This is a genomic window from Geodermatophilus tzadiensis, from assembly GCF_003002915.1.
GTDB lineage: Bacteria > Actinomycetota > Actinomycetes > Mycobacteriales > Geodermatophilaceae > Geodermatophilus > Geodermatophilus tzadiensis.
Window position 1 is genome coordinate 125,413 of record NZ_PVTG01000010.1, and the last position, 22,365, is coordinate 147,777.

The following is a 22,365-nucleotide window of genomic DNA, read 5'->3' on the forward strand; positions in this document are numbered from 1 at the left end:
AGGGACCGGGGCGGCGCCGAGCGCCACCCCGGCCCCGGGACGTCAGCCGCGGTGGGCGCGGTTGACCGCGGACACCACCGCACGCAGCGAGGCGCTGACGATGTTCGGGTCGATCCCGACGCCCCACAGCACCCGGTCGCCGACGGCGCACTCGACGTAGGCCGCGGCGCGGGCGTCCCCGCCGGCGCTGAGCGCGTGCTCGGCGTAGTCCAGGACGCGCACGTCGACGTCCAGGGTCTTCAGCGCGTCGACGAACGCCGCGATCGGGCCGTTGCCGCGGCCCTGCACGCTGACCGGGACGCCGTCGTCGACCAGCTCCACGACCATCTCGTCGAGCTGGTCACCGTGCGCGGTGTGCCGGTGCCCGGCGAGGGCGAACCGGCCCCACGGGGCGTCGGGGTCGGGCAGGTACTCGCTGCTGAAGGCGGCCCACATCTGCCCGGCGGTGACCTCGCCGCCCTCGTCGTCGGTGTGCCGCTGGATGACCGCGCTGAACTCGATCTGCAGCCGGCGCGGCAGGTCGAGGTGGTTCTCGGTCTTCATGATGTAGGCGACGCCGCCCTTGCCGGACTGGCTGTTGACCCGGATGACCGCCTCGTAGCTGCGGCCGACGTCCTTGGGGTCGATCGGCAGGTAGGGGACCGCCCACGGCATCTCGTCGACGGCCCTGCCCGCGGCCTCCGCGTCGGCCGCCAGCGCCGTGAAGCCCTTGTTGATCGCGTCCTGGTGCGAGCCCGAGAACGCGGTGTAGACCAGGTCGCCGCCGTAGGGGTGCCGCTCGTGCACGCCGAGCTGGTTGCAGTACTCGACGGTGCGGCGGATCTCGTCGATGTCGGAGAAGTCGATCTGCGGGTCGATGCCCTGGCTGAACAGGTTCAGGCCCAGGGTGACCAGGTCGACGTTGCCGGTGCGCTCGCCGTTGCCGAACAGGCAGCCCTCGATGCGGTCGGCGCCGGCGCGGTAGCCGAGCTCGGCGGCGGCGACGGCGGTGCCCCGGTCGTTGTGCGGGTGCAGGGAGAGGACGACGGCGTCGCGGCGGCCCAGGTTGCGGTGCACCCACTCGATCTGGTCGGCGTAGACGGTGGGCTCGGCCATCTCCACCGTCGCCGGCAGGTTGATGATCGTCGGCCGGTCGGGGGTGGGCTCCCAGACGTCGGTGACCGCGTTGCAGATCTCGACGGCGAAGTCCAGCTCGGTGCCGGTGAAGGACTCCGGGCTGTACTGGAAGCGGATCTCGGTGTCGCCCATCTGCTCGGCCAGCTTGCCGACCAGCTGGGCGCCGTGGACGGCGATGTCGACGATCCCGGCGCGGTCGCTGTTGAAGACGACGCGGCGCTGCAGCGTGCTGGTCGAGTTGTAGAGGTGGACGATCGCCTGCCGGGCGCCGCGCAGCGACTCGAAGGTGCGCTCGATGAGCTCGTCGCGGGCCTGGGTCAGCACCTGGATGGTGACGTCGTCGGGTACCAGGTCGTCCTCGACCAGCTGGCGGACGAAGTCGTAGTCGGTCTGGCTCGCGGCGGGGAAGCCGACCTCGATCTCCTTGTAGCCCATCCGGACCAGCAGCTCGAACATCCGCCGCTTGCGGTCGGGGGTCATCGGGTCGATCAGCGCCTGGTTGCCGTCGCGCAGGTCGACGGCGCACCAGCGCGGGGCCACGGTGGTGACCCGCTCCGGCCAGGTGCGGTCGGGCAGGTCGACCGGCTGGAACGGCGCGTAGCGGTGGACCGGCATCCGGGACGGACGCTGGGGGTTGCGGGCGTGCGGGTGCTGCGGGGTGCTCACGGGGGACTCGACTCCTCTGGCGCGGGCTGGACTGTCGCTCCTGGGGGCGGTCAGCAGACGCCTGAGACGCGCTCACGTCGCGGCAGGACTCCGCGGCGAGGGGGCCGACCTAGGAGAGGGCCTCGCCGCGGCGGGTAAGCAGGAGGCTGCCGCGCACGACGACCACGGTAGCAGCGGGTCAGCTCAGGTCACAGCCACAGTCGCAGTCCCCGGCGTGCCTCGGCGGCCCCGACCGGTCGTCGAGCTCGTCGCACGCGGGCGGGCACGAGCAGTCGAAGCCCAGCTCGGCCGGCGCGAGCTCCCCGACCTCCAGACGCCGTCGGCGTTCCTCCTCCCGGGCCTGCCGGGCCGCCGCGCGCCGCGCCGCCGCCCGCTCGGCCAGGCCGTCCCCCGGCTGCGGTCGCTGGTGGTCCGGGGGTGTCCCGCGGAGCCTCCGGACGTCGTCGCGGTGCCGGCGGTCCCGGGTGAACGTGTAGGTGACCGGCGGCCGGTCGTACCGGTGCGGGCCGTGCCACCAGCCCTCGTCGCCGTGCCGGGTGTCGAGGTGAGCCGGATAGCGCCGCCCACCCTCGTCCCGGACGGCGTCCGCGTCCATCGGTGCGACCTCGGTGCCCTCGGCGTCCACCAGCACGAGCCGCAACCCGGCCAGGCCCGCCATGCGGGACAGCAGTCGAGCACCCACCTCGCGCTGACCGCTCTCGATCGCCGCGACCGTGGACTTCGACAGACCGCAGGCTCTCGCCAGGTCGCGCTGGGACCAGTCAGCTGCCCGGCGGATGCGCCGGAGGAGGCCGGGGATGTCGACGTCGGTCACGTCCCGAGCCTCCGACGCCCGACGGCCAGGAGGGAGGGGGCGTGTCCGCCTGGGGACAGTCGTGCTCTGCCCACAGGGGCGGGGCAGAGCACGAGCCTCCCGGTGGTAGGGAGTGCGCCCTCCCTCGTGCTCTGCTCACAGGGGCGGGGCAGAGCACGACATGGCTCAGGAGGACGTGGTGGCTCCGGCCCCCGCAGGGTCAGAAGTCGCCGCGGAGGCGGAGGCGCAGGGGCCGGCCGTCGGGGTCGTCGACCAGGCGGTAGACCGGCGTGGCCCAGAGGCGGGCGACGCGGGACAGCTTCTCGGGACGGTGGTGGCGCAGCCGCCCACGGGGGCGCGGGCCGCGGCAGCCGCCGTCGTGCCAGGCGTCCAGCTCGTCGGCGGCGGCCTCGAGCGTGGCCACGAACGCGGCGGGGTCGACCAGGTCGCCGTCCTCGCTGCCGTCGGCGGCCCGGTCGGTGTGCTCGCGGCCCAGCGCCAGCCGCAGGTCGCGGGCGAAGGTGCGGGCGCCGTCGCCGACGCCGGAGGGGTCGCGCGGCTCGCGGGGGTCGAGCGTGGTGTCCAGGACGGCGCTGGACAGCTCGCTGTCGTGCGTCCACGAGCGGCGGTTGAAGTTGTCGCTGCCGACGCTGGCCCACACGTCGTCGACCACGCACACCTTCGCGTGCACGTACACCGGGGTGCCCTCGTGGTTCTCCACGTCGAACACGTGCACCCGGTCGCGCCCGGCCCGGCGGCACATCTCGATCGCCTGCCAGCGCCCCACGTACTGCGGCCGCTCGGCGAAGGCACCCTCCTGGTCGGGGACGCGGGGGACCACGACCACCAGGTGCAGCTCCGGATGGGCGGCCAGCGCCTCGGCGAACAGCCGCGCCACCTCGCCCGACCACATGTACTGGTCCTCCAGGTACACCAGCCGGCGGGCCCGCTTGATCGCCTTGGAGTACCCCCGGGCCACCGAGCGCTCGCCCTGCGGCGCGAACCGGTACGGCGGGCGGATGGCCGGGTAGGTGCGCAGGTTCTGCACCAGGTGCGGCCCGGCCGGCGGGGGTGCCGGCAGCTGCGGCGGCAGCGGGTCGCCCTCCAGCCGGGCGTGGTGCAGCTTGTCCCGGATCCACGCGATCGGGTGGTCGGTGTCGGGGCTGTTCGGGTCGTCCCAGCGCTCGCGGAACACGGTGTCGAGCACCTGCACCGCCGGCCCGCGCAGCTCCAGCTGGACGTCGTGCCACGGCGGCGTCGGGCCGTAGGCCGAGGCCATCGCCACCGCCTGGGGGTCGCCGCGGTGGTCGGCGTCGTCGCGGCGGCTGTGGCACAGGTCGATGCCGCCGACGAAGGCGACGTCCTTCGTCGGGTCCTGGTCGTGCCGGCAGACGACGAACTTCTGGTGGTGGCTGCCCAGCCGGCGCACCCGCTGGTCGAGGATGACCTCGCCGCCGCCGTGCTCGACCTCGCGGTCGAGGGCGCGGTTCTCCTCCTTGGAGAACGACGCCGCGTCCAGGTGGGAGCGCCACACCAGGCCTCGGACGGTCACGCCGCGGCGCACCGCCTCGGTGAACAGCTGCGCCACCGTCGGCCCGCCGGGGCGCAGCAGCTGGTCGGGATCGCCCCGCCAGTCGGTGAAGAACAGGTGGTCGCCCTCGTCGAGCCCCTCGACGCACTCGACGAGCCGGTCGAAGTAGGCGGACCCGTGCAGCAGCGGCACGGCGAGGTTGCCCTCGGTGTAGGCGGGCAGGTCGGTCGCCGGGTTCCCCCGTTCCTCGGCGCTGAGCAGCCAGTCCTCGGGGTCGGTCACCGCTTGATCACATCGCGCGCGGCGGGGCGACGCAACGGGGTGCGACCGGACGTGAGCACGGGATCCCGCGCACCCATCGGTAGCCTCATGCCCCGTGGCCCTCGTCGTGCAGAAGTACGGTGGCTCCTCCGTGGCCTCCGCCGCCCACGTCAAGCGCGTCGCGCAGCGCATCGTCGCGGAGAAGGAGGCCGGCAACGACGTCGTCGTGGTCGTCTCCGCGATGGGTGACACCACCGACGAGCTGCTCGACCAGGCCAGCCAGATCACCGACGAGCCGCCCGGCCGCGAGCTCGACATGCTGCTCACCGCGGGCGAGCGGATCTCCATGGCGCTGCTGGCCATCGCGATCAGCACCCACGGCTACGAGGCCCGGTCGTTCACCGGCTCGCAGGCCGGGGTGATCACCACCTCCAGCCACGGCAAGGCGCGGATCATCGACGTCACGCCCGGCCGGCTGCGCTCCGCGCTCGACGAGGGCTCGATCGTCATCGTCGCGGGCTTCCAGGGCGTCAGCCAGGACACCAAGGACATCACCACGCTCGGCCGCGGCGGCTCGGACACCACCGCGGTCGCCGTCGCCGCGGCGCTGCGGGCCGACGTCTGCGAGATCTACACCGACGTCGACGGGGTCTTCACCGCCGACCCGCGGATCGTGCCCAACGCCCGGCGGCTGGAGACGGTCACCTACGAGGAGATGCTCGAGCTGGCCGCCTCCGGCGCGAAGGTGCTCATGCTGCGCTGCGTCGAGTACGCCCGCCGCTACGGCATCCCCGTGCACGTCCGCAGCTCCTACTCACAGCTCCCCGGCACCGTCGTGACCGGCTCGATGGAGGACCTCAGCGTGGAACAGGCGATCATCACCGGCGTCGCGCACGACCGCAGCGAGGGCAAGATCACCGTCTACGGCGTCCCGGACCGCCCGGGCGAGGCCGCGCAGCTCTTCCGCGTGCTCGCCGACGCCGAGATCAACATCGACATGATCGTGCAGAACGTCTCGGCCGAGGCCAGCAAGCTCGCCGACATCTCCTTCACGCTGCCCAAGAGCGACGGTCCGGCGGCCATCGCGGCGCTGGAGAAGGTCAAGCACACCGTCGGCTACACCGACGTCCGCTTCGACCAGCACATCGGCAAGGTCAGCCTGGTCGGCGCCGGCATGCGCAGCCACCCCGGCGTGTCGGCCCGCTTCTTCGGCGCCCTGGCCGACGCCGGCGTCAACCTCGAGCTGATCAGCACCTCCGAGATCCGCATCTCGGTGGTCTGCCGCGACACCGACGTGGACGTCGCCGTCCGCGCCGTGCACGACGCCTTCGACCTGGGCACCGAGGAGGCCGAGGCCGTGGTCTACGGAGGGACCGGACGATGACCAGTACGAGTGGGGACGGCCTGCGGGTCGGGATCGTCGGCGCGACCGGCCAGGTCGGCGCCGTGGTGCGGCGGCTGCTCGCCGACCGGCGGTTCCCGCTGGCCGAGCTGCGCTTCTTCGCCTCCGCCCGCTCCGCCGGCAGCACCCTGCCCTGGGCGGACGGCGAGATCACCGTCGAGGACGCCGCCACCGCCGACCCCGCCGGCCTCGACATCGCCATCTTCTCCGCGGGCGCGTCGACCTCCCGGGCGCAGGCCCCGCGGTTCGCCGCGGCGGGCGTCACGGTGATCGACAACAGCTCGGCGTGGCGGCGCGACCCCGACGTCCCCCTGGTCGTCAGCGAGGTCAACCCGCACGCCCTCGACAGCATCCCGAAGGGGATCGTCGCCAACCCGAACTGCACCACGATGGCCGCGATGCCGGTGCTGCGGCCACTGCACGACGAGGCGGGGCTGGTCCGCATCGTGGCCAGCACCTACCAGGCCGTGTCGGGCAGCGGCATCGCGGGCGTCGAGGAGCTCGACTCGCAGGTCCGGGCCGTCGTCGACAAGGCCGCCGAGCTCACCCACGACGGCGCGGCCGTGGCCTTCCCGGAGCCGCAGAAGTACGTGCGGCCGATCGCGTTCAACGTGCTGCCGATGGCGGGCTCGGTGGTCGACGACGGTTCGTCCGAGACCGACGAGGAGCAGAAGCTCCGCAACGAGAGCCGCAAGATCCTCGACATCCCCGACCTGCGGGTCTCGGGCACCTGCGTGCGGGTGCCGGTCTTCACCGGCCACTCGCTGTCGCTCAACGTCGAGTTCGCCCGGCCGCTGTCGGCCGAGCGGGCCACCGAGCTGCTCTCCGCCGCGCCCGGCGTGCAGCTCACCGACGTGCCGACCCCGCTGCAGGCGGCCGGTCAGGACCCCAGCTACGTCGGCCGCATCCGGCAGGACCTCGGTGTCGACGACGGCCGCGGCCTGGCGCTGTTCGTCAGCAACGACAACCTGCGCAAGGGTGCCGCGCTCAACACGGTGCAGATCGCCGAACTGCTGCTCGACCGGCGCCGCTAGCCCGCGCGACGGCGGCCCGGTGCGCCGCAGGACCCGCCCCCGGGCCGCCGCGTCCCGGGTCGGCGCGGTCCGGGTCGCCGCGCAGGCGGGGGTCGTGCTGGCCCTGGTCGCGCTCGCCGCCGTCGTCTCGGTGGTGGTGCCCAACGACCCCTGGCACGACTTCTTCGACCTGCGGGTCTACCGGGGCGCGGTCGCCTCGTGGCTGGAGGGCCGGCCGCTCTACGACTACACCTACGGCCGCACCCCCTACGGGTTCACCTACCCGCCGTTCGCCGCGCTGCTGGTGGCGCCGATGGCGCTGCTGCCCCCCGCCGCCGTGGCGGCCGGGCACACGCTGCTCAACCTCGCCGTCCTGACCGGGCTGACCTGGTGGCTGGTCACCCCGCTGGCCCGGCGGCACGGCTGGCCGCTGCCGTCCGCGTGGCTGGCCGCGCTGCCGGTGCTGTTCGTGCTCGAGCCGGTGCGGGAGACGATCGGCTACGGGCAGGTCAACCTGCTGCTCGCCGCGCTGGTGCTGGCCGACGTCGCGGCGCTGCGCCGGGGCTCCCGCTGGGCGGGGGTGGGCACCGGCCTGGCCGCGGCGGTGAAGCTGACCCCCGGCCTGTTCGTCGTGTACCTGCTGCTCACCGGACGGCGGCGCGCGGCGGGGGTCGCCACGGCCACCACGGCGGCGGCCACCCTGCTGGCGTTCGCGGTGGCGCCGGCGACGTCGTGGCGGTTCTGGACGCAGACGCTGTGGCAGACCGAGCGCGTCGGCCGGCCGGACAAGACCTCCAACCAGTCGCTGCTGGGCGGCCTGGCCCGGCTCACCGACCCGGCCGACCCGCCGCGGCTGCTCTGGCTGCTGGCCGCCGTCGTCGTCCTGGTCGCCGTCGTGGCCCGCGCGGTGCGGGTGGCGCGGGCCGGTGACGACCTGGCCGGGGTGGCGCTCACCGGGCTGGCCGCGTGCCTGGTCAGCCCGATCTCCTGGTCGCACCACTTCGTCTGGCTGGTGCCGGCGCTGGTGGTCCTCGTCGACGTCGCCGCGGGCACCCCGACCGCCCCGGGCCGGTGGCAGGCCCGCTCCCGCGCCGCGGCCGGGACGCTGGCCGCCGTCACCACGGTGGTGCTGGCCTCCTCGGCGATCTGGTTCGCCGAGGCCGACCCCGGCCACCACCACGACCTCGGCGTCGCCGGCCTGCTCGTCGAGGACCTCTGGCTGCTGCTGACCCTCGCCGTGGTGGTGGCGCTGCCGGTCAGGGCCGGACGTGCCGCAGCGCGAACGACAGCGCCGTCTCCACCTGCCGGATCGTCTCCTCGATGACCAGGGAGCCGTGGCCGGCGTCGAAGCGGTACACCTCGTGGGGCTTGCCGAGCTCCTGCAGCCGGCCCAGGTAGTTGTCGATCTGCCGGATGGGGCAGCGGGGGTCGTTGGCGCCGGCCACCACGAGCACCGGCGCGGCGACGTCCTCGACGTAGGTGATCGGCGAGGAGCGCACGTAGACGTCGCGCACCTCCTCCGGCGAGCCGCCGAACAGCGCCCGGTCGTAGGCCCGCAGGCCCTCCATCTCGTCCTCGTAGGCGGCCAGGTAGTCGGCCACCGGCACCTCGGCGATGCCCGCGGCCCACCGCTCCGGCTGGGTGCCCAGGCCCAGCAGGGTGAGGAAGCCGCCCCACGAGCCGCCGGTGAGCACCGCGCGCGCGGGGTCGAGGAAGCCCTCGGCGGCCAGCGCGTCGTACACCGCGGCGACGTCCTCGAGCTCGGTCAGCCCGGGCCGGCCGGTCAGCGCGTCGCGCCAGGCGCTGCCGTAGCCGGTGGAACCGCGGTAGTTGACGTGCACGACCGCGTACCCGGCGTCCACGTAGGCGGCGCGGCGGGCGCGGTAGGAGTCGTCGTCGGCGGCCTCGGGACCGCCGTGCACGAGGAAGGCGGTGGCGTACGGGGCCGGGCCGGCCGGCCGGACGACGAGCGCGTGCACGTCCCCGCCCGGGCCGGGCACCCAGCGGTCCTCCACCGGGTGGGCCGCGGGCGGCTCCTCGCCGGGCGCGGCGAGCACCACGGGCCCGTCGGCGCGGCGGATGACCGGGGGCCGCTCCGACGACGACCAGGCGAGCTCGACCGTGCCGTCGGGCCGGGCGGTGGCCCCCCGGACGACGCCGGTCGGGGTGTCCAGCCGCTCCAGCGTCCCGGTGGCCAGGTCGTAGCGGTAGAGCTCGCTGCGGGCGGCGTGGTCGTGACCGACCAGCAGCGCCGACCCGTCGGGGTACCAGCCGGCGGTCACGTCGCCGGGCAGGTCGAGGACGATCTCGGTCTCGGTGCCGTCGGCGACGTCCCAGACCAGCAGCTCCTCCCGGCCGCGGCGCTCGTGGCCGACGAGCAGCCGCCGGTCGCCGGGCAGCGGCGCGAACTCCAGCGCGTGCAGGCCGCGGCCCTCGCCGTCCCACTTCTCGGCCACCACGTCGGGCGCGTCCTCGGTGGTGGTCGCGGTGCGCAGCACCCGCAGCGCCGGGTAGCGCGGGTCGCCGTGCTCGGAGTGCGAGATCACCAGCAGCTCGTCGTCGAGGGTGAGCGCGTCCACCGACGCCGGGTCGGCGTGCCGGTAGACCACCCGCGGCGTGCCGCCCGCGGGCGCCAGCCACAGCTCGCTGCCGTCGTCGGTGGACCGGCCGACCGCCACCAGCGACGCGCCGATCTCCAGCCCGGCCGGGTAGGCGGGCCCGACCTCGGGCACGGCGGCCCGGTCCTCGCCGCCGGCGAAGGGCTGCACCATCCAGACGCCGAACTCGTCGCCGTCGGTGTCGGCGAACCACCAGATGGTCTCGCCGTCGGGCGACAGCGTGCCGATCAGCGTGCCGTTGGGCCGGTCGGTGACCTGGCGGTGGGCGTCGGTGGTGCGGTCCCAGGCGTACTGCTCGACGACGCCGCTGACGTCGGAGGCGTACAGGTTGCGCTGCGGGGCGTGCAGCGCCCAGTCGGGCAGGCTCACGCGGGGCGCGCGGAACCGGGCCTGCCAGCGGGCGGTGACCTCGGGCGGGAGGGCGGCGGTCTCGGGGGCGGCGGGCTCGGCGTTCACCGGCCCATCGTGCCCGTACCCGCCGAGCGCGCCGGGACCGACCGCCCCGGCGCCGGGAGCGCCCCTCCGGTCCGGTGCCTCAGGCCTCGCCCATCACCAGGCCCTCGATCGTGTGCTTCTGCGTGATCGGCCGGAGTTCCTCGACCACGGGGCAGCTGAGGTGGTCGCGCACCCTCGGGGGGAGCTGCGCCCAGTACTCCCGGGTCACGGCGAGGTCGTGGTGCTCGGCGTTGCCGGCCCCGGGGGCGTCGACGCCGAGGACGAGCACCGGGCGGGAGAGCTGCGAGCGGTTCTGCGTCCCGCGGTGCAGCGTCAGGGCGGAGCGGACCGAGATGTCGCCCATCTGCGGGTACTTGCGGACGGCGAGTGCCTCGTAGCGGCCGTACTCGGACCTCGGCGGGAACATCCCGTGGTCGAAGTCCTCGCCGGTCTCCCACTGCGTCCCCGGCGCGACCTCGAAGGGACCCATGTCCTCCGTCGTGTCGACCGTGGTCACGTTGAAGGCGAGCGACGTCAGGCGGTGCTCCTCCCGCGTCTCCCGCGGGCTGGGGAAGTCCCGGTGCCAGGGCTGGTCCTCCGCGCCGGGGAACGGCGTGTCGAAGCCCACCTCGACGATCGTGTGGTCCGGTCCGAGGACGGCCTCGCAGGTCGCCCGCACCCAGGGGTGCTCGACGAGGTCGACGAACCCGCGCAGCGCCTCGGGGTGGATCTCCACGTACCAGCGGTTCGGCCCGCGGCCGACGGCGCCGCCCTCGCGGCCGCGCGCCTCCTCGAAGGCGGCGTCCACGTCCTCGCGCAGCTGCTGCACCCAGGCGCGCGGGAAGGCCCCCCGCAGCGCGGTGATCCCGTCGGTGTACAGGGCGTCGCGGATGGCGGCCCCGTCGACGGCGTCGGCCGTGGGCACGCTGTCCCCGCTGTCGGTGGATGCGTCCGTGCTCGTGTCCGTCCTCCCCTCGGTGCGGCGTCCCTGCGCCGGTGCGGCCCCGCCTCAGCGTCCCCCGGCGCCCGCCCCGGCCGGGGACCCGCTCCGGCCGCCCCGCGCGGCCAGCGCGCGGGTGTGCTCGGCCGCGGCGTCGCGGACGTCGCCGATCAGCAGCTCGAGCACGTCCTCCAGCGCCACCAGGCCCACCGTCCGCCGGTCGGCGACGACGCCGCCCAGGTGCGCCCCCTGCGCGCGCATCTCGGCGAGCACCTCGGGCAGCTTGGTGCCCGGCGCCAGCGGCACCAGCGGGGTGACGTGCTCCTCGGGGATCGGCCGGTCGCGGCTCTCCGGGCCGATGCCCAGCACGTCCTTGACGTGCACGAAGCCGCTCAGGCGGCCGTCGTCCTCCTGCACCGGGTAGCGGCTGAAGCCGTGGTCGGCGACGACGGCCTCCAGCTGACGCGGCGTGGTGGAGCGCGGCACGGTGACCACGGTGTCCATCGGCAGCACCACGTCCTCGACGGCGTGCTGCTCGAACTGCAGCGCCCCGGCGGCCAGCTCGCTGACCTCGGTGCCCAGCAGGCCCTCCCGCCGCGACTGGGTGATCATCGAGCGGATCTCGGTCTCGTCGAAGCTGGCCGCCACCTCGTCGGTGGGCGTCGCGCCGAAGAGCCGCACGAAGGCGTTGGCCGTGGTGTTGAAGAACCAGATCGCCGGCTTGAGCAGCCGGGTGAAGCCGGCCAGCGCCGGGCCGAGCACCATGGCCGCGCGGTCGGGCCCGGCGATGGTGATGTTCTTGGGCACCATCTCGCCGAGCACCATGTGCAGCACGGTCACGATCGACAGGGCGATGACCAGCGCGATCGGGTGCAGCAGCGCGTCGGGGACGTGCAGCGCGTGCAGCGGCGCCTCGATCAGGTGGGCCACCGCGGGCTCGCCGACGGCGCCCAGGCCCAGCGAGCACAGCGTGATGCCCAGCTGCGCGCCGGCCATGTTCTGCGAGACGTTGCGCATCGCGGCGAGCGTCTTGACCGCCCGGGGGGAGCCCTCCGCGACGCGCGGCTCGATCTGGTCCACCCGGGCCGAGACCAGCGCGAACTCCGCGGCCACGAAGAACGCGTTGCCCAGCAGCAGGCCCACCAGGATCAGCAGGCTGACGACGTCGCTCACGCCGCCACCTCCGCCCGCACCCGGGAGGCCGTCGCACCGGGGGGCAGGAACACCGTCCGCTCGGCCCGCACCCGTGACACCCGCCGTCCGTCCAGCGTCTCGACGGTGAGCCGGGCGCCGTCGAGCTCCACGGTGTCGCCCACCTCGGGCAGCCGCTGCAGCTCCTCGGCGAGGTAGCCGGCCAGCGTCTCGTAGCGGCCCTCGGGCACCGGGATGCCGGTGCGCTCGAGCACCTCGTCGGGGCGCAGCAGCCCCGACAGCAGCCAGCGCCCGTCGTCGACCCGGCGCAGCGTGCGCAGCGGACGGTCGGTCTCGTCGGTGATCTCGCCGACCAGCTCCTCGACGATGTCCTCCAGCGTCACCACGCCGTGCGTGGCGCCCCACTCGTCGACCACCAGCGCGATCTGCAGGCCCTGCTCGCGCAGCAGGTCCAGCAGCCGTTCCAGCCGGAGGGACGAGGGGACGGCGAGCACGGGGTCGGCCAGCTCGCCGGCGGTGCGCCGCTCCCGTTCGGCCTCGGGGACGGCGACCGCGCGCTTGACGTGCACCACCCCGGTCACCTCGTCGAGGTCGGAGCCGTAGACGGGGAAGCGCGAGTTGCCCGACTCGGTGGCCGCGGCCAGCACGTCGGCCGCCGTGGCGCTGGCCCGCAGCGTCCACAGCCGGGTGCGCGGGGTCATGACGTCGGTGGCGTACTTCTGCCGCAGGTCCAGCGAGCGCTCCAGCAGCCGGGCGGCGACGGGGGAGAGGTCGCCCTCCTCGGCCGAGCGGCGGGCCACCGCGGCCAGCTCGTCGGCGCCGCGGGCGGAGTCGAGCTCCTCGCGCGGCTCGAAGCCCAGCCGCCGCACGATGGCGTTGGCCAGCCGCTGCAGCGCGTTGACGACGAACCCGGCGACGGCGGTGAACGCCCGCATGCCCGGCGCCACGACCTTGGCGGTGCCCAGGGGGTCGGCGATGGCGAGGTTCTTGGGGCCGAGCTCGCCGAGCAGCATCTGCAGCGTGGTGGCCAGCGCCAGCGCCAGGCCGTAGGAGACCGCGGTGACCGCGCCACCGGACAGGCCGACGGCCTCCAGCGGGCCGCGCAGCAGCTGGCCGAGGGCGGGCTCGGCGAGGTAGCCGACCACCAGCGTGGTGAGGGTGATGCCCAGCTGGGCGGCCGAGAGCTGCGTGGACAGCGACTTGAGCGCGGTCACCACGCTGCCGGCACCCGCGTCACCGGCCCGGGCGGCCTCCTCGGCGCGCCCGCGGTCGACGGTGGTGAGCGAGAACTCGGCGGCGACGAAGAAGCCGGTGAGTGCGGTGAGCACCACGGCGGCGAGGAGGAGCAACCACTCGGTCATCGGGCTCCCCGGTGCCCGCCACGGGGGCTCCCCAACCGGGAACGGGCGATCCTGGCCCGGATACGACTCAGGGGCCGCCCGAAGGCGGCCCCTGAGCGGGAGTCGGGGTGACAGGATTTGAACCTGCGGCCTCGTCGTCCCGAACGACGCGCGCTACCAAGCTGCGCCACACCCCGGGTGCCGGGACCACTGTAGCCGAGCCGCGCCGCCGGCCCGGCGCCGGGTCACGACTGCCGCGGGGTGAGCGTGAGCAGCGTCGCCTCGGGCGGGCAGGCGAAGCGGGCCGGCGCGTACGGGCTGGTGCCGAGCCCCGCCGAGACGTGCAGCCAGGTGCCGTTCGGGCGGCCGGGCGAGGGCTGCGCCCAGCGGTGCAGCCAGCGGGCGCGGGCCCGGTCGATGCCGCAGTTGGTCACCAGCGCGCCGTAGAGCGGGATGCGCAGCTGCCCGCCGTGGGTGTGCCCGCACAGCAGCAGGTCGTAGCCGTCGCCGGCGAACCGGTCGAGCACCCGGGGCTCGGGGGAGTGCGCCAGGCCGACGCGCAGGTCGGCGGTCGGGTCGGCCGGCCCCTCGACGAGGTCGTAGCGGTCGCGCTGCAGGTGCGAGTCGTCGACGCCGGCGAAGGAGATCCGCCGTCCGGCCACGGTGAGCTCGCCGGCGGCGTTGGTGAGGTCCAGCCAGCCGCGGGCGGTCAGGCCGTCACGCAGGTCGCGCCAGGGCAGCTCCTGGCCGTGCACCCGCTTGTGGCTGCGGGTGAGGTAGCTGACCGGGTTCTTCGGCCGCGGCGCGAAGTAGTCGTTGGACGCCGTCACGAACGCGCCGGGCAGGTCCAGCAGCGGGTCCAGGGCGCGCAGCGTCGGGCCGACGGCGTCCACGCCGGCCAGGTTGTCCCCGGTGTCGACGACGAGGTCGGGCTCGAGCTCGGCCAGCGCGGCCACCCACTCCTGCTTCGAGCGCTGGCCGGCGGTCATGTGCAGGTCCGACAGGTGCAGCACGGTGAGCGGCGCGGAGCCGGGCGCCAGCACCGGGACGTCGAAGCGGCGCAGCGTCCACCGGGTGCGCTCGTACAGCGAGGCGTAGGCCAACGTCGTGGTGCCCGCCGCGACGGCGGCCGTGGGCAGCGTGTACCAGCGCACGGCGCCGAGGGTACGGGCCGGGCAGGACCGGGGTGCTTGCCCGTCGTGCCAGGCTGGGGCCGTGTCCGCCCTCAAGGACCGGCTCCGCGCCGACCTGACCAGTGCCATGAAGTCCCGCGACGAGCTGCGCACCGCGACGCTGCGGATGGTGCTCGCCGCGGTCAGCGCGGAGGAGGTCGCCGGCAAGGAGGCCCGGGAGCTCTCCGACGACGACGTGCTGGCGGTGCTGCGCCGGGAGGCCAAGCGGCGCCGCGAGGCGGCCGAGGCGTTCGGCGCCGCCGGCCGCGCCGAGCAGGCCGAGCGGGAGCGCGCCGAGGGCGAGGTCGTGGCCGGTTACCTGCCCGCGCAGCTCGACGACGCCGACCTCGCCGCCCTGGTCGCCGACGTCGTCACCCGCACCGGCGCCACCGGCATGAAGGACATGGGCCGGGTCATGGGCGCGGCCAACGCCGAGGTGGCCGGCCGCGCCGACGGCTCCCGGGTGGCCGCGGAGGTCCGCCGCCAGCTCGGCTGAGGAGTACCTGCCTCCTGCGGGCGGCCCTCCTGCAGGAGCCCGCCCCCAGCGGAGCGAGGGGTGGGGGGCAGGAGGGCCCTTCCTCAGTTGCCGCGGCCGCCGCCGTTGCCGCCGCCCCAGTTGCCGCGGCCGCCGCCGTCGTCCCCGCCGCCGTCGTCGTCCCCGCCGTCGTTTGCGCCGCCGCCACCGGCCTGCGGAGCCGGGGCCGGGGCCGGAGCGGGGGCCGGCGCCGGGCCCAGCAGCGCCGGGTCGCTCGGCGGGAACGGCGAGGTGGGCTTGTCGGCCAGGTAGGGCGTGAAGGTGTCGCGGAAGATGGTGGCCGGCATGTTGCCGCCGAAGCCCCCGACGTCCTGCTGCTGCTTGGGGTTGAACACCATGACGCTGGCGGCGTACTCGGGCATGACCCCGACGAAGGCCACCGAGTCCCGGCCCTGCGAGGTGCCGGTCTTGCCGGCGATCGCGCGGCCGGGGATGTTGGCGTTCTGGCCGGTGCCCTCGGGGCTGGCGGTGTCGCCGACGAGGATGTTGGCCAGCGTGTTGGCGATGTTCGGCGGGATCGCCTCCGGCGTGCAGTTGCTGCCGTCGGTGACCACCGGCTGGCCGTCCTCGCGGGTGAGCGGCTGGCCGGCGCGGTCGAGCACCTGCACCACCGGCACCGGGTCGCACTGGGTGCCCTGCGCGCCGAGCGTGGCGTAGGCGGTCACCAGGTCCAGCGGGCTGGTGGCCTCGGCGCCGAGGGTGAACGAGCCGAAGTTGCCGTCGATGATCTCGTCCGCCGAGTTCTGGGTGGGCTGGTCGAAGTTCATGCCCATCCGCTCGGCCATGCGCACCGGGCCCTCGACGCTGCCGAGGCGGTCCTCCAGCGCGAGGAAGTAGGTGTTCGAGGAGCGGACCAGCGCGCCGACCATGTCCAGGGTGTCGGGGTAGTTGCCCACGTTCTGCACGCAGTACATGCCGTCGCCCTGCTCGCGGTCACCGCCGCAGGAGGGGCCGCGGAAGACCCGCGAGGTGTACTGGTTGCCCGGCGTGCTGATCACCGTGCTGGCCGGGATGCCGGCCTCGAGCGCCGCGGCGGCGGTGAACACCTTGTAGGTCGACCCGGCGCCCTTGCTGGCCGCCGCGTGCAGCACGACCGACTCGCACTGGGGTTCCGAGCAGCCGAACTGCCGGTTGACGCTCATCGCCAGCACGTCGCCGGTGCCCGGGCGGACGGCGGTGAACATGCCGGCGAGCTGGTCGCCCATCGGCAGCGTGCTCAGCACGGCCTGGTCGCCGAGGGCCTGCAGCTGCGGGTCCAGCGTCGTCTGGATGGTCAGCCCGCCGTTGTCCAGCTGCTCCTGGCTGATGCCGAGGACGCCGGTGAGGTAGCCCTGCAGGTAGGCACAGAAGAAGCCGCCGAGGGCGGCGTCGATGCAGCCGTTGGGCGGGTTGATGCCCGGCGCCACCTGCACCGGCTGGGCGGAGATCTCGGTCAGCTCGGCCTCGGTGATGTGGCCGAGGTCGAACATCCGCTGCAGCACCTGGTTGCGGCGGGTCTGCGCGTTCTCCGGGTTGGTGATCGGGTCGTCGTTGGCCGGGCTCTGCACCAGGCCGGCCAGCATCGCCGCCTGCGGCAGCGTGAGGTCGGCGGCGTTGACGCTGAAGTACTTCTGGGCGGCGGCCTGGATGCCGTAGGCGCCCTGCCCGAAGTACACGATGTTGAGGTACCGGGTGAGGATCTCGTCCTTCGGGTAGGTCTCCTCGAGCGCCAGCGCCAGCCGGGCCTCCCGCAGCTTGCGGGAGATGTCCTGCTCGGTGGCGGCCTGCCGCTCCTCCGGGGTGTCGGCGGTCTCCAGCAGGGTCTGCTTGACCAGCTGCTGGGTCAGCGTCGAGCCGCCCTCCTGCACCGACCCCGCGGCGACGTTGGTCACCGCGGCGCGCAGCGTGCCCTGCACGTCGAGGCCGTTGTGCTCGTAGAAGCGCGAGTCCTCGATGTCGACCAGCGCCTGCTTCATCACGTCGGCGATCTGGTCGGCCGTCGCCACGGTGCGGTTGTTGGCGTAGAAGTTCGTGATCAGCGAGCCGTCGGCGGCGAGCACGCGGGAGTTGCCCGCCGGGGTGGCGTCGGTGAGCTCCACCGGCAGCGCGTCGAGCAGCGAGGCGGAGTTGCGGGCGGCGATGCCGCCCCCGGCGACGGCAGGCGCCAGCACGCCCGCGACGAGGGCGCCGGCGACGACGATCATCAGGGCGAGCTTGGCCAGAACCCTGGCGCGGGCAGGAGTCGACATCACCCGGAAGGGTACGGCGCGCGGAGGCCTCGAGCCGCCGCTCAGGCGCGGCGCGCGGGGAGCACGCGGGTGCGCGGGACGCCCGTCGGCGTGTCGCCGTCGGGACCGGTCAGCGCCTCGGCCATCACCCGCAGCCCGTCGAGGTCGTGGACGTCGCCGGCGGCCGCCGGCACCGTCCGCATCGCGACCTCGGGGTGGGCGCTGGTGAACCGGTCGGCCAGCCGCTGCTCCCGGGTGGCCAGCGTCATCCGCTCGGCGTGCACCCGCAGCGCCCCGGCGGCCAGCGCGCCGGCCGGGTCGCCGCCGTCGTCGCCGATCGCCTCGGCGGCGGCCTCCGCCCGGGTGGCCGACAGCGCGGTGCTCGCCGGCGGGTGGGTGCGGTTGAGCACCAGCCCGGCCAGCGGCATGCGCTCGGCCGACAGCCGGTCGACGAAGTAGGACGCCTCGCGCAGCGCGTCGGGCTCCGGTGTGGCGACGACGACGAACCAGGTGCCCGGCCGGCGCAGCAGCTCGTAGGTGGCGGTGGCCCGTTCGCGGAACCCGCCGAACATGGTGTCCAGCGCGGTGACGAACGCGGAGATGTCGCGCAGCAGCTGGCCGCCGAGGACCTTGCTGATGATCCGGCTGAAGAACAGGAAGCCCGCGCTGGCGAACCGGAACCCGGCCCGGCTCGGCGCGATCAGCAACCGGATCATCGTGCCGTCGAGGAAGCGGCTCATCCGGTTGGGCGCGTCGAGGAAGTCCAGCGCCGACCGCGACGGCGGGGTGTCGACGACGATGAGGTCCCACTGGTCCCCGGACCGCAGCTGGCCCAGCTTCTCCATCGCCATGTACTCCTGCGTCCCGGCGAAGGACGACGACAGGGTCTGGTAGAAGGGGTTGGCCAGGATCTGCTCGGCCCGCTCGGGGGTCGAGTGCGCCACGACGATGTCGTCGAACGTGCGCTTCATGTCCAGCATCATCGCGTGCAGCTCACCGGCGGCCCCCGGGACGTCGACCGGCCGCGGCTCGTTGTCCAGCTCCACCAGGCCGAGCGACTGCGCCAGTCGACGGGCCGGGTCGATGGTCAGGACGACGACCCGCCGGCCGGCCTCCGCGGCGGCCAGGGCCAGCGCGGCCGACGTCGTCGTCTTGCCGACGCCGCCGGAGCCGCAGCACACCACGATCCGGGTGTCCGGGTCGCCGATGAGCGCGGCGAGGTCCATCGGCGGGGCCAGCCGGTCGGCGGCCGTCCGCGCGCCGCGGGCCGGGCGCGCGGACGCCGCGGGCGCCTCCTCCGCGGCGCTCACGCCGCCACCTCCGCGCCCAGGTGGTCCTCGAGCCGGCCGGCGAGCTCGAACAGGCAGCCGAGGTCGATCGGGGCGGCCAGCAGCGGCAGCTCCACGGTCGGCCGGTCCAGCGACTCGACCCGGGCGCGCAGCGCGTCCTGCGCGGCCCAGCGCTGGGCGTGCTCGACGGCCTCGGCGGCGAGCGCGTCGGCCAGCCGGCCGTTGCCGGGCAGCCCGGCGGCCGCCAGCCCCGGCGCGAGGTCCGCGCCGGTCAGCAGGCCCTCGACGGCGCGGACCAGCTCCGGCTCCGGCAGCACCGGCTCGGTGGCCATGTTGACGATCACCGACCCGACCGGCAGGCCCGCCGCGGTCAGCTCGGCGATCGCGTCGGCGGTCTCCTGCACCGGCATGTCCTCGAGCAGGGTGACCAGGTGCACCGCCGTCTGCGGGGAGCGCAGCACCGCCATGACGCCGTCGCTCTGCGTCTTGATCGGGCCGGAGCGCGCGAGGTCGGACATCTCGCCGGTGACGTTGAGGAAGCGCGTGATCCGGCCGGTCGGCGGGGCGTCGACGACGACGGCGTCGTAGACCGGCCGGCCGCCGTCGCGGCGGGTGACCGCCTCCTTGACCTTCCCGGTGATCAGCACGTCGCGCAGGCCCGGGGCGATCGTGGTGGCGAAGTCGACCGCGCCCATCTTGCGCAGCGCCCGGCCCGCCCGGCGGAGGTTGTAGAACATCTCGAGGTACTCCAGCAGGGCCTCCTCGACGTCGATCGCCAGGGCCCGGACCTCGCCGCCGCCGCGGGTGACCGCCACCCGGCGCTCCTCGTAGGGCAGCGGCGGGGTGTCGAAGAGCTGGGCGATGCCCTGGCGGCCCTCGCACTCCACGAGCAGCACGGTGCGGCCCTCCGCGGCCAGGGCGAGGGCGAGGGCGGCCGCGACCGTCGTCTTGCCGGTGCCGCCCTTCCCGGTGACGACGTGGCAGCGCACGGGCAGGGGCGAGGGGCTCACCCCGACCAGCGTAGGAGGACCGCGTCTTCCCCACCCTCGCAGGTCCGCAGACCGGCCCCGGACCAGGGCTGCCGGCCTGCGCTAGCGTCGTCCCCCATGAGCGAACCGGCCCGCCGCCGCTGGGAGTACGCCACCATCCCGCTGCTGATCCACAACACCAAGGCGATCCTCGACTCCTGGGGCACCGACGGGTGGGAGCTGGTGACGGTGCTGCCCGGCCCGGGCGGCGCCGAGCAGCTGGTCGCCTACCTCAAGCGCCCGGTCGGCTGAGGCGGCCGCGATGACCCAGGCGCAGGGCGCCCCGGCGCCGGCCCAGAGCTGGACGCAGCGGCTGGCCCAGCTCGGCATCCGGCTGCCCCCCGTGGCGGCACCGGTCGCCTCCTACGTGCCCGCCGTGCGCAGCGGCCAGCTGGTGTTCACCTCCGGCCAGCTGCCCTTCGTGGAGGGCGGCCTGCGGCGCACCGGCAAGGTGGGCGGGTCGGTCGACCCCGAGGACGCCGCCGCCGACGCCAAGCTGTGCGCGCTCAACGCGCTGGCGGCCGTGCACGAGCTCGTCGGCCTGGACTCGGTGGCCCGCGTGGTGCGGGTGGTCGGCTACGTGGCCAGCGCCGAGGGCTTCACCGGCCAGCCGCGGGTGGTCAACGGGGCCAGCGAGCTGCTGGGCAAGGTGTTCGGCGAGGCCGGCCGGCACGCCCGCAGCGCCATCGGCGTCGCCGAGCTGCCGCTGGGCGCCCCGGTCGAGGTCGAGCTCACCGTCGAGCTGCGGTGAGCCCGGAGATCAGGCCCGCGGCCACGGTGCTGCTGCTGCGCGACGGCGCGGCCGGCCTGGAGGTCCACCTGCTGCGGCGCACCCGCGGCATGCCCTTCGCCGGCGGCATGACCGCCTATCCCGGCGGCGGGGTCGACCCGCGCGACGCCGACACCGACGTCGCCTGGGCCGGGCCCGAGCCGGCCGACTGGGCCGCCTCGCTGGGCTGCGACGAGCCGCTGGCCCGCGAGCTGGTGTGCGCCGCCGTCCGGGAGACCTTCGAGGAGGCCGGCGTGCTGCTGGCCGGCTCGCCCGACAGCGCGGGCGGGATCGTGCCGTCGGTGTCCGGCGACGACTGGGAGGCGCAGCGGCAGGCACTGCTGACCCGGGAGCTGTCGCTGGCCGAGCTGCTGGCCACCCGCGGCCTGGCGCTGCGCAGCGACCTGCTGCGGCCCTTCGCGCACTGGGTGACGCCGCCGGCGGAGAAGCGGCGCTACGACACCCGCTTCTTCGCCGCCGCCCTGCCGGTGGGCCAGGAGGCCCGCGACGTCTCGGGGGAGGCCGACGAGGTCAGCTGGCTGACGCCGGAGGCCGCGCTGACCGAGATGCGCGCCGGCACCCGGCCGATGCTGCCGCCGACGATCCACACCCTCGGCCAGCTCGCCGCCTTCCCCGACGTCGCCTCGGCGCTGGCCGGCAGCCCGCCCGAGCCGCTGAACCCGATCATGCCGACCTTCACCGAGGAGCCCGACGGCCGCTGGGCGGTGCTGCCCGACGGCACCCGCATCCGCATCGTCGTGCCACTTCCTTCGTGACCCTCCGGGTCACACCGCGGCCAGGTGCCCGGAAGGACCTCGGTGCCCCCCACGCCTCGCGAGCTCGGCGCGGGCCCCTGCACCGAGGCCGACCGCGGCGCTGAGCCCCCTCGCCGTGCCCGGCGAGGACCCTCCGGGCCCGTCCCCGCGCACGGCAGAGACGCCGGTGGCCCGGGACCTCGCGGGTCCCGGGCCACCGGCGTCCAGCGGTCATCGCGCGCGGCGGCGCAGCCGGTCCTCGTCGAGGACGACGACCGACTTGCCCTGCAGCTGGATCCAGCCGCGGTGCACGAAGTCGGCCAGCGCCTTGTTCACCGTCTCGCGGGAGGCGCCGACCAGCTGGGCCAGCTCCTCCTGGGTGAGGTCGTGCTTGACCCGCAGGCCGTCGGCCTCGCGGCTGCCGAAGCGGTCGGCCATCTGCAGCAGCGCCTTGGCCACGCGGCCGGGGACGTCGGTGAAGATCAGGTCGGCCACCGAGTCGTTGGTGCGCCGCAGCCGCCGGGCCAGCACCCGCAGCAGCTGCTCGCCGATCTCCGGGTGCGCCTCGATCCACGGCCGCAGCACCGACTGCGGCATCTTGGCCAGCCGGACGTCGGTGACCGCGGTGGCGGTGGCGGTGCGCGGGCCCGGGTCGAACACGGACAGCTCGCCGAACTGGTCGGAGGGCCCCATGACGGCGAGCACGTTCTCCCGGCCGTCGGGGGAGCGGCGGGACAGCTTGATCTTGCCGCTCAGCACGATGTAGAGGCTGTCGCCGGGCTCACCCTCGTTGAAGACGACCCGGCCCCGCGGCAGGTTGATCGTCTCCAGACGGTCGGCGACCGGGTCGACGGCCTCCTCCGAGAGCCCCTGGAAGATCCCGGACTGGGCCAGCACCTCGTCCACCACGTTGTCTCTCCACCCCACCGTCGCTCGACCTGCGGGGCAGCAGCACCCGCGTCCGTAGCGAGTCTAGGGGGCTGTGCCGACCGTCACCCCTCCGGCGGGGGGAGGCCGACCCCCGCGGGGGAGGCGGGTGCTGCGGGGAGGGGTGACCTCAGACCAGCGGCTCGGTGCCGCGGCGCACCCGTGACCGGCGGCGACGGCGCCAGCGGGCCATGGCGCGGCGGATGCCGGAGGCGGCCAGCGTGTCCACCTCGCCCGGCGTCGCCGACTGGAGGAACTCGGCCACCTCGCGCGGCGACGTCGGCCGGCGCAGCGGCTCCTCGACGCGCTCCATGACCAGCAGGAAGGCGATGACCATCGGGGGGAAGAGAATGACGATGAGCGCGACCACGTCACCTCCCGGTCCGGTCGCAGCGGGCACGCCCTGGTGGGGCCCG

At 74.8% G+C, this 22,365-nt stretch carries 20 protein-coding genes and 1 tRNA gene; 7 read left to right on the plus strand and 14 right to left on the minus strand.

The annotated features are described in order from the left end of the window. Positions 1-42: 42 nt before the first annotated feature. The 3 genes from leuA to LY71_RS14030 all read right to left on the minus strand — a co-directional run bounded on the left by leuA (position 43) and on the right by LY71_RS14030 (position 4,388). Entirely contained in the window at positions 43-1,782 is a 1,740-nt protein-coding gene (leuA, locus tag LY71_RS14020) for a 2-isopropylmalate synthase (RefSeq protein ID WP_245887889.1), read from the minus strand. Between the two features lie 178 nt (positions 1,783-1,960). Then, positions 1,961-2,596: a helix-turn-helix domain-containing protein gene (locus tag LY71_RS14025; RefSeq protein ID WP_106278535.1), complete on the minus strand. Its 636-nt coding sequence runs from the start codon at positions 2,594-2,596 to the stop codon at positions 1,961-1,963. A gap of 199 nt (positions 2,597-2,795) precedes the next feature. Then, positions 2,796-4,388, minus strand: coding sequence for a phospholipase D family protein (locus LY71_RS14030; RefSeq protein ID WP_106278537.1), 1,593 nt, complete (start codon positions 4,386-4,388; stop codon positions 2,796-2,798). Positions 4,389-4,482: 94 nt separating this feature from the next. Between LY71_RS14030 and LY71_RS14035 the strand changes: the two genes are divergently transcribed. Genes LY71_RS14035 through LY71_RS14045 form a run of 3 tightly spaced genes read left to right on the plus strand, consistent with a single transcriptional unit; the run spans position 4,483 to position 8,106 of the window. Then, complete coding sequence (locus tag LY71_RS14035; RefSeq protein ID WP_106278539.1) at positions 4,483-5,751, plus strand: aspartate kinase; 1,269 nt, start codon at positions 4,483-4,485, stop codon at positions 5,749-5,751. Continuing rightward, on the plus strand, positions 5,748-6,803 hold the full coding sequence (locus LY71_RS14040; RefSeq protein WP_106278541.1) for an aspartate-semialdehyde dehydrogenase: 1,056 nt from the start codon (positions 5,748-5,750) through the stop codon (positions 6,801-6,803). Before LY71_RS14035 ends, LY71_RS14040 begins: the two co-directional genes overlap by 4 nt. Before the next feature lie 19 nt (positions 6,804-6,822). Further along, complete coding sequence (locus tag LY71_RS14045; RefSeq protein ID WP_146146148.1) at positions 6,823-8,106, plus strand: glycosyltransferase 87 family protein; 1,284 nt, start codon at positions 6,823-6,825, stop codon at positions 8,104-8,106. On the opposite strand, the gene LY71_RS14050 is transcribed toward LY71_RS14045, so the two are convergent. The 6 genes from LY71_RS14050 to LY71_RS14075 form a co-directional block, all read right to left on the minus strand. Then, the gene (locus LY71_RS14050; RefSeq protein WP_106278545.1) at positions 8,039-9,856 is read right to left on the minus strand and encodes a S9 family peptidase; all 1,818 of its coding nucleotides are present in this window, start codon (positions 9,854-9,856) and stop codon (positions 8,039-8,041) included. The genes LY71_RS14045 and LY71_RS14050 overlap by 68 nt on opposite strands. A gap of 79 nt (positions 9,857-9,935) precedes the next feature. Then, complete coding sequence (locus LY71_RS14055) at positions 9,936-10,760, minus strand: phytanoyl-CoA dioxygenase family protein (RefSeq protein WP_106278547.1); 825 nt, start codon at positions 10,758-10,760, stop codon at positions 9,936-9,938. 84 nt (positions 10,761-10,844) lie between these two features. Beyond that, positions 10,845-11,948: a hemolysin family protein gene (locus tag LY71_RS14060; protein ID WP_106278549.1), complete on the minus strand. Its 1,104-nt coding sequence runs from the start codon at positions 11,946-11,948 to the stop codon at positions 10,845-10,847. Beyond that, the gene (locus LY71_RS14065) at positions 11,945-13,288 is read right to left on the minus strand and encodes a hemolysin family protein (protein WP_106278551.1); all 1,344 of its coding nucleotides are present in this window, start codon (positions 13,286-13,288) and stop codon (positions 11,945-11,947) included. Before LY71_RS14065 ends, LY71_RS14060 begins: the two co-directional genes overlap by 4 nt. A gap of 102 nt (positions 13,289-13,390) precedes the next feature. Next, positions 13,391-13,464 (minus strand) — tRNA-Pro (locus LY71_RS14070). Between the two features lie 48 nt (positions 13,465-13,512). Then, positions 13,513-14,421 carry a metallophosphoesterase gene (locus tag LY71_RS14075; protein ID WP_106278553.1) on the minus strand — a complete coding sequence of 303 codons (909 nt, stop codon included), beginning with the start codon at positions 14,419-14,421 and terminating at the stop codon, positions 13,513-13,515. A gap of 61 nt (positions 14,422-14,482) precedes the next feature. Between LY71_RS14075 and LY71_RS14080 the strand changes: the two genes are divergently transcribed. Next, a complete protein-coding gene (locus tag LY71_RS14080) occupies positions 14,483-14,935 on the plus strand; it encodes a GatB/YqeY domain-containing protein (protein WP_106278555.1) in 453 nt (150 codons plus the stop codon). Positions 14,936-15,018: 83 nt separating this feature from the next. Here the strand turns inward: LY71_RS14080 and LY71_RS14085 are convergent, their stop codons facing one another. The 3 genes from LY71_RS14085 to bagA are packed head-to-tail and all read right to left on the minus strand — an operon-like array spanning position 15,019 to position 19,480. Beyond that, the gene (locus tag LY71_RS14085; RefSeq protein WP_106278692.1) at positions 15,019-17,202 is read right to left on the minus strand and encodes a transglycosylase domain-containing protein; all 2,184 of its coding nucleotides are present in this window, start codon (positions 17,200-17,202) and stop codon (positions 15,019-15,021) included. A gap of 41 nt (positions 17,203-17,243) precedes the next feature. Next, entirely contained in the window at positions 17,244-18,491 is a 1,248-nt protein-coding gene (gene bagB, locus LY71_RS14090) for an ATPase BagB (protein ID WP_245887890.1), read from the minus strand. Then, a complete protein-coding gene (bagA, locus tag LY71_RS14095; RefSeq protein WP_106278557.1) occupies positions 18,488-19,480 on the minus strand; it encodes an ATPase BagA in 993 nt (330 codons plus the stop codon). The genes bagB and bagA overlap by 4 nt, the downstream gene beginning before the upstream one ends. A gap of 96 nt (positions 19,481-19,576) precedes the next feature. Between bagA and sp36 the strand changes: the two genes are divergently transcribed. Genes sp36 through LY71_RS14110 form a run of 3 tightly spaced genes read left to right on the plus strand, consistent with a single transcriptional unit; the run spans position 19,577 to position 21,043 of the window. After that, the gene (sp36, locus tag LY71_RS14100) at positions 19,577-19,750 is read left to right on the plus strand and encodes a Sp36 family protein (protein WP_091109157.1); all 174 of its coding nucleotides are present in this window, start codon (positions 19,577-19,579) and stop codon (positions 19,748-19,750) included. Positions 19,751-19,760: 10 nt separating this feature from the next. Then, the gene (locus tag LY71_RS14105) at positions 19,761-20,249 is read left to right on the plus strand and encodes a RidA family protein (RefSeq protein ID WP_106278559.1); all 489 of its coding nucleotides are present in this window, start codon (positions 19,761-19,763) and stop codon (positions 20,247-20,249) included. Further along, the gene (locus LY71_RS14110; RefSeq protein ID WP_106278561.1) at positions 20,246-21,043 is read left to right on the plus strand and encodes an NUDIX hydrolase; all 798 of its coding nucleotides are present in this window, start codon (positions 20,246-20,248) and stop codon (positions 21,041-21,043) included. Before LY71_RS14105 ends, LY71_RS14110 begins: the two co-directional genes overlap by 4 nt. A 210-nt stretch (positions 21,044-21,253) precedes the next feature. On the opposite strand, the gene LY71_RS14115 is transcribed toward LY71_RS14110, so the two are convergent. Both LY71_RS14115 and LY71_RS14120 read right to left on the minus strand, forming a co-directional pair. After that, positions 21,254-21,928, minus strand: a complete 675-nt coding sequence (locus LY71_RS14115; RefSeq protein WP_106278697.1) for a Crp/Fnr family transcriptional regulator — start codon at positions 21,926-21,928, stop codon at positions 21,254-21,256. Between the two features lie 151 nt (positions 21,929-22,079). Then, on the minus strand, positions 22,080-22,319 hold the full coding sequence (locus LY71_RS14120; RefSeq protein ID WP_106278563.1) for a hypothetical protein: 240 nt from the start codon (positions 22,317-22,319) through the stop codon (positions 22,080-22,082). Positions 22,320-22,365: the final 46 nt, after the last annotated feature.

Bases quoted from the DNA above. Each gene is read 5' to 3' on its own strand.
- LY71_RS14040 (WP_106278541.1), top strand. From the start codon at position 5,748: ATGACCAGTACGAGTGGGGACGGCCTGCGGGTCGGGATCGTCGGCGCG.
- LY71_RS14065 (WP_106278551.1), bottom strand. From the start codon at position 13,288: ATGACCGAGTGGTTGCTCCTCCTCGCCGCCGTGGTGCTCACCGCACTC.
- LY71_RS14085 (WP_106278692.1), bottom strand. From the start codon at position 17,202: ATGTCGACTCCTGCCCGCGCCAGGGTTCTGGCCAAGCTCGCCCTGATG.
- sp36 (WP_091109157.1), top strand. From the start codon at position 19,577: ATGAGCGAACCGGCCCGCCGCCGCTGGGAGTACGCCACCATCCCGCTG.
- LY71_RS14105 (WP_106278559.1), top strand. From the start codon at position 19,761: ATGACCCAGGCGCAGGGCGCCCCGGCGCCGGCCCAGAGCTGGACGCAG.